We start from the raw sequence: 11,002 nt of genomic DNA on the forward strand, positions 1-11,002 counted from the left end.
GGGTGCGCCGCACCCAGGCAGCTCAGCCCAGCCGGGCCAGCGCCTCCGCACTCCCGCTGCCGGGCTCCGCCGTACCGACAAGCAACTGCTGTCCCGGCGCCGCGCGGACGTCGAAGGTCTGGTACGTGAGCTCGATCCGACCGGCCTCCGGGTGGTGGAAGATCTTGTACGCGCGACTGAATCCCCGCGCCGTCCGGTCCTCCCAGAGCGCGCGGAACTCGGGCGAACGCGGGAGCAGGTCCGCCACCAGGGCCTTGATCCGCGGGTCGTCCGGGTACGTCGCCGCGTTGAACCGGACGGCATACACGGCCCGGCGTACGACCGTCTCCCAGTCGCCGAAGATCTCTCGTGCCTTGGGATGCTCGAACATCATCCGCAGCATGTTCGTCATCCCGAACGGGGCCAGCAGACCGTGCGCGACCGTGTTCGTCGCGAGGACGTCGTACGCCGGATTCAGGACGTAGGCCGCCGCGCGCGGGAAGTTGTCCAGCACCTGCAGCAGCGCCGGATGAACCTGGTCCCGTGCGGTGCCGAGTGCCGGCGTCGGCGCCATCCCGGCGAGCCGGAACAAGTAGGCGCGCGCATCGGATTCGAGCCGCAGCGCGTCGGCGATCCCGTTGAGGACCTGCGCGGACGGATTGCGCTCACGTCCTTGCTCGAGCCGCGTGTAGTAGTCGGCGCTGACGACAGCCAGTACGGCGACCTCCTCGCGCCGCAACCCGGCGACGCGCCGATCACCGCCCGCAGGTAGCCCGACGGCCGACGGATCGACCCGGGCCCGCTCGGCGCGAAGGAACGCCCCGAGCTCACCGACCGCCTTCATGGGGTCAGCCTACGATGCGGCTCCTGGTCAGCGACGGGTTGCGTAGAACGCGACTGCGGCCGAGGAGGCGACGTTGAGGGAGTCGACGCCGCCGGCCATCGGGATCCTGACGGTGAGGTCGGCCTGGCGCAGGACGTGCGGTTTGAGGCCGTGGCCCTCGGTGCCGAAGATGAGGGCGAGCTTGTCGTCCTTGCGGTCGGCGAGCTCGTCGAGGGTGATCGAGTCGTCGGTGAGCGCCATCGCCGCGGCGACGTACCCGTGGTCCTGCAACTCGTGCAGGTCGCCCGGCCAGCTCTGCAGCCGGGTCCACGGGACCTGGAAGACCGTGCCCATCGACACCTTGATCGAGCGCCGGTACAGCGGGTCGGCGCAGGTCGGCGTCACCAGCACCAGCCCGACACCGAGCGCCGCCGCGGCCCTGAACCCGGCGCCGACGTTGGTGTGGTCAACAATGTCGTCGAAGATCGCGATCCGCCGTACGTCCCCGGTCAGCAGCTCGGCCAGCGGTACGGCGGCCCGCCGCTTGTACGACGCCAGCGCGCCGCGATGCACGTGGAACCCGGTGACCTGCTCGGCCAGTTCCTCCGAGACGACGTACACCGGCGTGTCCGGCCATTGCTCCAGCACGTCCCGCAACGAATCCAGCCAGCGCGGCGCGAGCAGGAACGACCGCGGCTCGTACCCGGCGTCGGCGGCGCGTCGGATGACCTTGTCCCCCTCGGCGATGAACAGCCCGTGCTCCTCCTCGAGCAGCCGCCGCAGACTCACCTCCCGCAACTTGACGTAATCCGCCAGCCGCCCATCCGCCGCATCCTCAACCGGGACCAGCGTCACCCCTACCCCACCACCCCAGCACCCTCACCACTGGTTGGTTCCTGCTCGGCGCCGCCGGCAGGGCGCGCCGCGCTCGGCACGTCTCGGCCTTGGGCTGCGACGTCCACTACGTTGCCGATGACAACGATCGCGGGGGCGCCGACGCCCTCGTCCGCCATCGCCCGGGCGATGCCGGCCAGGTCGGACGTGACCATTCGCTGGCCAGGAAGGGTGCCGTCGGCAATTGCCGCCGCAGGGGTGCCGGCCGGGCGGCCGGCCTCGATCAGCCGGGCGGCGATGGCGGGCAGGTTCTCGACTGCCATCAGCAGGACGAGCGTGCCGTGCAGCTGGGCGAGCGCGTCCCAGTTGACCAGCGAGTCCGGGTGCGACGGCGGAATGTGCCCCGACACGACCGTGAACTCATGTGTCACCCCGCGGTGCGTGACCGGGATCCCCGACACCGCCGGCACCGAGATCGAGCTCGTGATCCCCGGCACCACGGTCCACGGCACCCCGGCCGCCGCGCACGCGAGCGCCTCCTCGAAGCCGCGGCCGAAGACATACGGGTCCCCGCCCTTCAGCCGGACGACCACCTTGCCCTGCAGCCCGCGGTCGACCAGGATCCGGTTGATCTCCTCCTGCCCCGCGGCGCGCCCGCGCGGCAGCTTCGCCGCGTCGAACAGCTCGACGTCGGGGTGCAGCTCGTCCAGCAACTGCTGCGGCGCCAGCCGGTCCGCGACGACCACGTCCGCCTCGGCCAGCAGCCGCCGTCCGCGCACGGTGATCAGATCCGGGTCGCCCGGTCCGCCGCCGACGAGGTACACACCCGGCCGCCGGTCGACGTCCCGCGCCGCCAGCTCACCGATCCGCAGCCCCTCCAGGATCGCGTCCCGTACGGCGGCCGACCGGCGGTGATCGCCGCCGCCGAGCACGCCGATCGTCACGTTGTCGTGCTGCCCGGACGCGGGCGTCCACGCCGTCGCGCGGGACCGGTCGTCGGACCGCACGCAGAAGACCCGTCGTTCCTCCGCCTCCGCGGACACCTGGTCGTTGACCGCGGCGTCGTCGGTCGCGACCACGACGTACCAGGCCCCGTCCAGGTCGCCCGCGGCGTACCCGCGCTCGATCCAGGACAGTGACGGGTTGCCGAGCAGCCCCTCGATCGTCGGCGTGATGGCCGGCGAGATGAGGTCGATCCGCGCCCCGGACTCGAGCAGCCGCGGCAGCCGCCGCTGGGCGACACCGCCGCCGCCGACGACGACCACGCGCCGCCCCTCGAGGACGAGCCCGGACAGGTACTGGTTCGTCACGAAGTGATCCCCGCGTCCTCGAACGTGGCCATCTCGGCGAGCGCCCGCACGGCGCACGTCAAGATCGGGTACGCGAGCACCGCGCCGGTCCCCTCGCCGAGCCGCAGGTCCAGGTCGACCAGCGGCTGCAGCCCGAGCTGCTTGAGCGCGACCGCGTGGCCGGGCTCCGCCGACCGGTGCCCGGCGACGCAGTAGTCGATCACCGCCGGGTGGAACGCCTGCGCCACCAGCGCGGCCGCACCGGCGATCACGCCGTCCAGGATCACCGGGACCTTGTTGGCCGCCGCGCCGAGGATGTACCCGGCGAGAGCGGCGTGCTCCAGGCCGCCGTACGCCTGCAGCGCCTTGAGGGGCTCGGTCGCCGGCACGGCGTGCAGCGCGAGCGCGTCCCGCACGACCGTCGTCTTGTGCGCGAGCGCCGCGTCGTCGATACCGGTGCCGCGGCCCGTGACGGCGTCGGCGGTCGCGCCGGTGAAGGTCGCGATCAGCGCGGCGGACGCGGTGGTGTTGGCGATGCCCATGTCACCGGTGAGCAGGCAGCGGTACCCCTCCCGGACCAGCTGGTCGGCCAGGTCGAACCCGACGGCGACCGCCGCGCGCGCCTCGTCCTCGGTCAGCGCGTCCGTGCGCGCGAGATCGCGGGTGCCCGGGCGGACCTTCGCGTGCACGATGTCCAGCTGCTCGACCGGGGTGGCGACGCCGACGTCGACCACGCGGACGTCGACGCCGTTGTTCTTGGCGAACGCGTTCACCGCGGCTCCGCCGGCGGCGAAGTTGGCCAGCATCGCGGCGGTCACTTCCTGTGGCCACGGAGAGACGTTCTGCGCATGGACGCCGTGGTCGGCGGCGAACACCGTGACGACGGCCGGGGCCGGCAGTGTCTGCGCGCCGGTCATTCCGGCCACCTTCACGGACAGGTCCTCGAGGACGCCGAGGGAGCCGGCCGGTTTGGTCAGCCGCGCGTGCCGCTCCGCGGCCGCCCGCATCGCCGCCTGATCAGCCGGAGCGATCCGCTCCAGGTACTCGTCCACCAGGTCCTCCGTCCGTTCCCGTGTGCCGTTCCTTGTGCACCGCTCCCGATCTTCGCATCTCCGAGTGTGTGCCCCGGGGCGGACCGGCGGGATGTGGACAGTAGTGTCGGAATCACCACACATCGCGAGCTGCTGGAGGGTTTACAGATGTCGCTAGATCGCCCCGTCGCACCGGACCCGTACAAACTCCTCCCGGAGGTCGGGTCGTTCACCGTCACCAGCACCGATGTCGCCGACGGCAAGCCGCTGTCCGACGACCAGGCGTTCGCGGGCGGCAACACGTCGCCGCAGCTCAGCTGGTCCGGGTTCCCGGCCGAGACCAAGGCGTTCGTGGTGACCTGCTTCGACCCCGACGCGCCGATCGTCTCCGGTTTCTGGCACTGGACCCTGGTCAACCTCCCGGCGACCGTCACCGAGCTGCCGACCGGCGCGGGCACGACCGAGCGCCTGGACAACGGCGCCTTCCACGTCCGCAACGACTTCGGCACCAAGAACTTCGGCGGCGCCGCTCCGCCGGCCGGCGACCAGGTGCACCGCTACTACTTTGTCGTCCACGCCATCGACGTGGAAGCCCTCGACGTCGACCCCGAGGCCACCCCCGCCTTCGTCGCCTTCAACCTCGCCTTCCACACCCTGGCCCGCGCCGTCCTCACCCCGACCTACCAGATCGCGGAGTAGCGCTCAGAGCGCCTCGACGTACACCCACTGGCCGGCTTCGCGGGTGAAGGTGCTGTTCTCCTGCTGGACGCCGGGACGGCCGTTCCTGGTGTAGTGGGCGCGGAACTCGACGGTGCCTTCGGTGTGGAAGGGGCTGCCGCCGGTCGTGGTCACGATCTCCAGGCCGGTCCACTTCTGGCCGGGGGTGAAGTCGATGCGGGCCGGGCGGGTGGTGAGGGACCAGGTCTTCCGCAGGTACGCCGCGTCGTGCATCACGAAGGCGGCGTACCTGGACCTCATCAGCTCCTCCGCCGTGGTCGCCGTCGCCTCGCCGCGATGGAGCCGGCCGCAGCAGGCGTCGTACAACAGGTCTTGTCCGCAGGGGCAGGTGGGAACTGGCATGTGCCGATTGTTGCCGATCGCGTCACCCGCTCGCGTGATTCACTGCGGTGATGGTGACCGACGCGGCACGCTGGCGCAGGAAAGTGGTGCGGCCGGTCCTCGACCGGTACGCCGCGATCGACGGCGTCGACGCCGTCATGCTGGGCGGGTCGACCGCCCGCGGCGACGCGGATCGCTGGTCGGATGTCGAGATCGGCGTGTTCTGGCAACGGCAACCCACCACCGCCGAGCGTCGAGCGGTCCCCGGCGCTGAGATCCGGTTGCTCAACGTCGCGGGCCCGCCTCCCTGGGACGACCAGGTCGACCTCGACGGTCTGATGCTCGAGGTCTCGCACACATTGTCGGAGTCGGTCGACAGCGCCCTGGACGAGCTGCTGGTCTCCGGCCGGCCGGACGGCGCGACGATGCAGCTGGCACAAGGGGTCGTCGACGCCTCCGAGGTGATCGGCGCGCGGCCGGAGCTCGTGGCCCGCTGGAAGGCACGCGTGGCGACGTACCCACGCGAGCTGGCGGTCGCCGTCGTGCGGCACGACGGGAACATCGAGAAGTTCTGGCGCCTGCAGATGCTGATCGAGCGCGAGAACCCGCTGCTGATCTCCCGCGAGTTCGTCCGGATCACGGGCCAGTTCCTGACCGTGCTGCACGCGGTGAACGGCCGGTACAGCGGTCACATCCTGGCGTTCAAACGCCTCGACACGATGGAACGCGACCTGCCGCTGGCGCCGCCGTCGCTCGCCGCGCGCGTCCGTGCGGTCTTCACCGAGCCCGCCCCGATCGGCGCGCAGATCCTTCGCGACCTCGTCGAGGAAACGTACGACCTCGTCGAACGCCACCTGCCCGAGGTCGACGTCGACCGCCTCCGCACCACGTTCCGCAACGACCGGAAACCTCTCGACTCACTTGACTGAGAGCCGGGGCTCCTGCAGCGGCAGGGTTTCGACCTCCGCGCACAAGGCGTCGTACTGCGGCCTGCTGAGCTTCTCCGACAAGACCACCTCGACGTGACCGCCCTTGCGGCCCCACGCGCCGACGATCCGCCCGTCCACGAGCAGCCCGTTCGGGTGGAAGGAATCAGCAGCGGCCGTCAACGCCCGCAGACCAGGCGCGATGAACCTGCCGTCACGGTCCCGGCCGAACAGTCGCAGATCGGGCGCCACCAGCAGCCGCACGCCCCGCGGCGCCTCCGCCGACCACAAACGATCCTCGTCGGCCCGGAGCACCCACCCCGATACGCCGTCGAAGTTCACCTCGACGAGCTCGCCGGCCAGCTGGTCCCACACCACCCGCGCGTCGGCCGGCGACAACCCGGACCACCACGCGAACACCTTCGACGACGTGGGCCCGAAGCACTGAACATGCCGCCGGCACAGCTCCAGCCGCGCCTCGGCGACGTCGATCTCCGGTCGCGGCACTTCTCGGGCCCACAGCGACGACGTGTCCCACCTGACCGCGATCCGTCCACTCGCACACGCCTCGCGCAGTCCAGCGATCCCTGCCCCGCGCCGTTCCCGCCCACCCAACGTCCGGCACACCTGCTCCGCGACGCCGTCGATCCGCCGCGAATCCAGCGGCATCCGTCCGAGCGTGAACACGCCGAAGTCCCGTGTCGGCAGGACATACACGGCCGCCCGCGGGCTGTACGTCTGGATCAACGACGGATGCTCCCAATCCGCCGTGGCACACCCCGCCATCCGGGCGTGCAGCCCCAGCAACGCGTCGCGCGGCGCGGTGTCCTGCAACCCGATGTACGCCGCCTCCGCGTGGGATCCGGGCGGCAGCCGATCGACGAGGTGATTGACGTGCAGCCGGTAGGCGATGGCCCGCTCCCGCGTCACAATCCGCATAGACCCGACCGTAGACACAAAACACGCCAGCCGATGACCTACTTCTCCGGAGCGCCATGCTGAAGACGGCCCGACTCGACCTGGTGGCGTTCGACCTCGAGCGCGACCTCGGCGCCCTGCACGCGATGTTCTCGGATCCGGCGTGGGCGCGCGGCGGGTACATGGCCCCGACCGGGTCGGTGGAGCAGTCGCGGGAGCGGCTGACGCAGGAGTTCGGGGACAACGGCGGGTGGACGTGGGTGCTGCGGGTGCGCCCGGACGAGGACGCCGCGGGTCTGATCGGGGTGTTCTCGGACCAGGGCAGCTCGATCCGGGGCATCAGCTGGTACCTGAGGCGGGAGCACTGGGGCGCCGGCCTGATGACCGAGGCCGCGCGTGTCGTCGTCGACCATTTGTTGCGGCAGCCGTCGATCACCGGGATCGAGGCGTGGATCGACTCGCGCAACCTGCGCTCGATCGCCGTCGCGCGGCACGCCGGTCTCGACCTGGTCGGCCGGTTGCCGCGCACGCACTACGGCGAGATCGCTCAGTCGGTCGTGATGGCGCGTGCCGCCGAGCTGACGGATCTGGTGACGTTCGGCGTGGCACCGGTGCTGTTCGTGAACGACGTTCCTGGCACAGCTCGGCTTCTGTGCGAGCTGCTCGGAGTGCAGGTCCGGTTCGAGCTCGATGATTTCGTGCAGCTCGGATTCACCGAGTGGAACGGGCAGAGCGGTCTCGAGATACGGCGGGCGAGCGGAGGCGTCTCCCCGGCCACGGTGACCGTCGACGTCGGCGTACTGGTCGATCCGATCCACGACGCCGCGCGGGCCGCGGGCCTCGTCGATTCGACGCCGCCCGAGGACACGCCGTGGTACCGGCGTACCTTCACCCTCGTCCTGCCCGAGGGTCACCGGCTGACGGTCTCGGGGCCGGTTCGGCCTTGACGACAGGAGGTGTGGCCGATTCGGCGCCCCGTGCCGGTGCGTTTGAGCGTGGTCGGTGGGTCTACTACACGTATACGTACTGTCGTTAGGGCCCCTCGTGGAGGGGGAACGCGCGGATGATGACCGCGGTGGGGGTGCCTGCGGTGGGTTCGGTGGCGGGTTCGGTGGTGGGTTCGGTGGTCGGCTCGGCGGTGGTGAAGTCGCGGAGGACGCGGTGCAGGCGGGCGCGGAGCTCGGCGAGTTCGCCGTCGGCCAGGGTGACGACCTCGCTGAACGCGAAGTCCTCGTCGTCGGAGGTCTTCGCGGCCAACCAGCTCGCGTACGCGGTGTCCTCGAGCTCGCGGTTGAGCGCCGCCGGCTCGGTCCGCACCCGCCGCCACGGCTTCACCCGGCCCGCCGCGCCCGGCTCCGGCTCGATCACCCCGAGCGCCTCCAGCCGGCGCAGGTGGAACGAGCAGGAGCCGGTGCTCTCCCCCAGCTCGCGAGCGGCGATCGTCGAGGTGGTCGTCCCGTCCCGGTCGATCAGCGTCAGCAGCGCCTCCCGCAGCGGATGGGCGCGGACGACGGCGCGGCGGTTCGGCGTACTGCGTTCCATTTCCGCATCCTAGCGTTGGGCTTTGCAAAGCCTGGACTTTGCAGAGTAGGGTCTTTGCATGCCGACGTACGTCCTGGGCCGCCCGAGCCGTCGCCTGCCCGAGCTCACCGACGAAGTACGGCGCGGCACGCCGCTGCGCATCACGGAGTACGGCGAGGAGATCCTGCACCGCCCGTGCCGCCCGGTGACCGAGTACGGCGCCGCGCGCTGGCGTGCGCTGATCGACGACCTGTTCACGACCATGTGGATCGCGGAGGGCTGCGGCCTCGCCGCGAACCAGGTCGACGTCGACGCGCAACTGTTCGTCTACGACCTCACCGACGAGTACGGCGACCGCCACGTCGGGCACGCGTTCAACCCGCGGATCGAAACCTTAGCCGCCCTGGTCGGCACGCAGTCCGGCACCGAAGGCTGTTTGTCCGTCCCCGGCGCCAACGCCGCCCTGGACCGCCCGGCCCGCGCGACGCTGCACGCGTACGACATCGAGGGCCGCCCGTTCACGCTGGAGTCCGCCGGCTACTTCGCCCGCTGCCTCATCCACGAAACCCAGCACCTCGCCGGCACGGTCTACGTCGACCATCTCTCTCCGGCCTCACGCAACCGAACCCTCAGCGCCTCTGCCACCAACCGCGCCGCAATCCTTGGGCAGCGCGCCACCCGCCAGGACCTGCTCGGCAAGTAGCTTGGCCGGGGTGGACGACCCGAAGCAGGTGGTGCGGCGCGGGTACGACGCGCTGTCACGCAGGTACGACGAAGCGACCGGCGCCGACTCGAAGTACGGCGAATGGATCCAGCCACTGATCGCTCAGCTAGAGCCCGGCAGCCGGATCCTGGACCTGGGGTGCGGCAGCGGCGTTCCGTTCGCCCGGGCGCTCACCGCCGCAGGGCACCACGTCGTCGGCGTCGACATCAGCGAAGTCCAGATCAGCCGCGCCCGCGACCTCGTCCCCGACGGCGAATTCGTCAACGCCGACGTGATGGCGGTCGAGTTCCCACCCGAATCGTTCGACGCCGTCGTTTCGCTCTACGCGCTGATCCACATGCCGCTCGACGAGCAGCCACAGCTTCTCGCACGGGTCGCGAACTGGCTCCGGCCCGGCGGCAGGTTCGTCTGCACGACTGGCCACACGGCCTGGACCGGTACCGACGACAACTGGCTCGACGGTGGGGCAGCTATGTGGTGGAGCCACGCCGACGCCGCCACCTATCGCGACTGGCTCACGGACGCGGGTTTCACCATCGACAGCGAAACGTTCGTGCCCGAGGGGAGCTCGGGTCACGCGCTTTTCTGGACCCGCCGACCTGTCTGAGCTGCAGACTCAGTGGGATGTGGTCGGCGCCGCGGTCTCGTGGCGCAGGGTTTCGAGTACGTCGAGTTCGCGGTCGATCTCGCGGCGCTTGGACTCGAGCCGCCGAACCTCCTGGGCCAGCAACTCCTCCAGCACGCCGGTGCGCTCCTCGGGCGGCGCCTCCAGGCACGGCAGGAGCTCGCCGATGATTGCGCTGCTCAGGCCGGCCGCGTACAGGTGCTGGATCATCACGACACGCTCGACCATCGAGCCGTCGAAGTCGCGCCAGCCGCCGGGTGTGCGGCTCGAGCGGATCAGGCCCTGCTCCTCGTAGTACCTCAACGAGCGCGTGCTCACGCCGCTGGCCTGCGCGAGTTCTCCGATCCGCATGGACCCAGTGTTGCACCTGACACCAATGTGAAGTTTCACCCTCGGGAGGTCGGACTCTCCCGGAAGGAACCTTCATGCACTGGCTCTACCTCGCCATCGCCGTCGTCTTCGAGATCGCCGTGGCGATCTCCGCCGGCAAGGCACAAGGCTTCACCCACCGCGGCTGGACCGCCGCGACGCTCGTCACCGGCGGTCTGGGGACGTACTTCCTCAGCCGCGCGCTGCTCACCTTCGACGTCGGCGTCGGGTACGCGCTGTGGACGTCCCTGGCCGGGGTCGGCATCACCCTGCTCGGCGCGCTGGTCTTCGGCCAGCGCCTCACCTGGCGCAAAGCCATCGGCATCGCACTCGTCATCGCCGGAGTAGCCGGCCTCCAACTCACGGCCTGAGGAGCACTCCCGTGTCACATTCATCCCGCGCTTGGCTCACACTGCTACTGGCCGGAGCCTTCGAAATCGGCTACGCCCTCTCGGTCGCCGGCAGCCAAGGCTTCACCATCTGGTCTTGGTCGGCCGTAGCAGTCGTCTTCTTCCTACTCACCCTCTGGGCCCTGAGCCGAGCCTTACGCACCATCGAGGTCAGCATCGGCTACGCCATCTGGGCCGGCATCGGAGCCGCCGGAGCCGCCCTCCTAGGCCCAGTCTTCTTCGACGAATCCCTCACCGCTCGCAAAGCCCTCTGGCTAGCGGTCATCATCACCGGAGTCATCTGGCTAAAACTGGCCGACCGCTCCCCCACAACCACCCGACCATAGGCGGGTCCGATCGCTCACCTCTCCGTCCGAGGAGCGCCTTCGAGGCGCTCGAAATTCAGGTGCGAAGATCTCGCACAGAGCTTTGGTCCAGCGTCGCGGCGATCCGACGGATCGGCACCCAAACCGCCGGTTCACCCACCAACCTCGCTCAGATCAGTCATCTGACGC

The 11,002-nt window shown here is 70.3% G+C and carries 14 protein-coding genes and 1 pseudogene; 7 read left to right on the top strand and 8 right to left on the bottom strand.

Annotated elements, in window-relative coordinates:
* Positions 1-22: 22 nt before the first annotated feature.
* From ABZW60_RS21390 to cobT, 4 genes are read right to left on the bottom strand one after another with little or no spacing between them, the layout of a single operon-like run.
* A complete protein-coding gene (locus tag ABZW60_RS21390) occupies positions 23-823 on the bottom strand; it encodes a helix-turn-helix transcriptional regulator (RefSeq protein WP_355479335.1) in 801 nt (266 codons plus the stop codon).
* A gap of 27 nt (positions 824-850) precedes the next feature.
* The gene (locus tag ABZW60_RS21395; protein ID WP_355479336.1) at positions 851-1,657 is read right to left on the bottom strand and encodes an RNA methyltransferase; all 807 of its coding nucleotides are present in this window, start codon (positions 1,655-1,657) and stop codon (positions 851-853) included.
* Between the two features lie 2 nt (positions 1,658-1,659).
* Positions 1,660-2,946: a uroporphyrinogen-III C-methyltransferase gene (cobA, locus tag ABZW60_RS21400; RefSeq protein WP_355479337.1), complete on the bottom strand. Its 1,287-nt coding sequence runs from the start codon at positions 2,944-2,946 to the stop codon at positions 1,660-1,662.
* The gene (cobT, locus tag ABZW60_RS21405) at positions 2,943-3,977 is read right to left on the bottom strand and encodes a nicotinate-nucleotide--dimethylbenzimidazole phosphoribosyltransferase (protein ID WP_355479338.1); all 1,035 of its coding nucleotides are present in this window, start codon (positions 3,975-3,977) and stop codon (positions 2,943-2,945) included. Before cobT ends, cobA begins: the two co-directional genes overlap by 4 nt.
* A gap of 147 nt (positions 3,978-4,124) precedes the next feature.
* On the opposite strand from cobT, the gene ABZW60_RS21410 reads away from it, so the two are divergent.
* Complete coding sequence (locus tag ABZW60_RS21410; RefSeq protein WP_355479340.1) at positions 4,125-4,655, top strand: YbhB/YbcL family Raf kinase inhibitor-like protein; 531 nt, start codon at positions 4,125-4,127, stop codon at positions 4,653-4,655.
* Between the two features lie 3 nt (positions 4,656-4,658).
* Here the strand turns inward: ABZW60_RS21410 and ABZW60_RS21415 are convergent, their stop codons facing one another.
* The gene (locus ABZW60_RS21415; RefSeq protein ID WP_355479342.1) at positions 4,659-5,036 is read right to left on the bottom strand and encodes a YchJ family metal-binding protein; all 378 of its coding nucleotides are present in this window, start codon (positions 5,034-5,036) and stop codon (positions 4,659-4,661) included.
* A 50-nt stretch (positions 5,037-5,086) separates the two neighbouring features.
* Here ABZW60_RS21415 and ABZW60_RS21420 point away from each other — a divergent pair, with 50 nt between their 5' ends.
* Entirely contained in the window at positions 5,087-5,944 is an 858-nt protein-coding gene (locus ABZW60_RS21420) for a hypothetical protein (RefSeq protein ID WP_355479343.1), read from the top strand.
* Here the strand turns inward: ABZW60_RS21420 and ABZW60_RS21425 are convergent.
* A complete protein-coding gene (locus ABZW60_RS21425) occupies positions 5,933-6,880 on the bottom strand; it encodes a crosslink repair DNA glycosylase YcaQ family protein (protein ID WP_355479345.1) in 948 nt (315 codons plus the stop codon). The genes ABZW60_RS21420 and ABZW60_RS21425 overlap by 12 nt on opposite strands.
* Before the next feature lie 56 nt (positions 6,881-6,936).
* Between ABZW60_RS21425 and ABZW60_RS21430 the strand changes: the two genes are divergently transcribed.
* On the top strand, positions 6,937-7,806 hold the full coding sequence (locus tag ABZW60_RS21430) for a GNAT family N-acetyltransferase (RefSeq protein WP_355479346.1): 870 nt from the start codon (positions 6,937-6,939) through the stop codon (positions 7,804-7,806).
* A gap of 85 nt (positions 7,807-7,891) precedes the next feature.
* Here the strand turns inward: ABZW60_RS21430 and ABZW60_RS21435 are convergent, their stop codons facing one another.
* Positions 7,892-8,401: a winged helix-turn-helix domain-containing protein gene (locus tag ABZW60_RS21435; protein ID WP_355479348.1), complete on the bottom strand. Its 510-nt coding sequence runs from the start codon at positions 8,399-8,401 to the stop codon at positions 7,892-7,894.
* A gap of 58 nt (positions 8,402-8,459) precedes the next feature.
* On the opposite strand from ABZW60_RS21435, the gene def reads away from it, so the two are divergent.
* Together def and ABZW60_RS21445 are read left to right on the top strand one after the other, a co-directional pair.
* On the top strand, positions 8,460-9,083 hold the full coding sequence (def, locus tag ABZW60_RS21440) for a peptide deformylase (RefSeq protein ID WP_355479350.1): 624 nt from the start codon (positions 8,460-8,462) through the stop codon (positions 9,081-9,083).
* A 10-nt stretch (positions 9,084-9,093) separates the two neighbouring features.
* Positions 9,094-9,711 (top strand): class I SAM-dependent methyltransferase, encoded by a 618-nt coding sequence (locus tag ABZW60_RS21445; protein ID WP_355479352.1) that lies wholly within the window; start codon positions 9,094-9,096, stop codon positions 9,709-9,711.
* 9 nt (positions 9,712-9,720) lie between these two features.
* On the opposite strand, the gene ABZW60_RS21450 is transcribed toward ABZW60_RS21445, so the two are convergent.
* The gene (locus ABZW60_RS21450; RefSeq protein ID WP_355479354.1) at positions 9,721-10,080 is read right to left on the bottom strand and encodes a MerR family transcriptional regulator; all 360 of its coding nucleotides are present in this window, start codon (positions 10,078-10,080) and stop codon (positions 9,721-9,723) included.
* A 62-nt stretch (positions 10,081-10,142) separates the two neighbouring features.
* Between ABZW60_RS21450 and ABZW60_RS21455 the strand changes: the two are divergent.
* Both ABZW60_RS21455 and ABZW60_RS21460 read left to right on the top strand, forming a co-directional pair.
* A pseudogene (locus ABZW60_RS21455) lies at positions 10,143-10,469 on the top strand (multidrug efflux SMR transporter); the annotation flags it as partial.
* Between the two features lie 11 nt (positions 10,470-10,480).
* On the top strand, positions 10,481-10,834 hold the full coding sequence (locus ABZW60_RS21460; RefSeq protein WP_355479356.1) for an SMR family transporter: 354 nt from the start codon (positions 10,481-10,483) through the stop codon (positions 10,832-10,834).
* The last annotated feature ends 168 nt before the right edge of the window (positions 10,835-11,002 follow it).

The organism is Kribbella sp. NPDC003557 (genome assembly GCF_040610805.1).
GTDB lineage: Bacteria > Actinomycetota > Actinomycetes > Propionibacteriales > Kribbellaceae > Kribbella.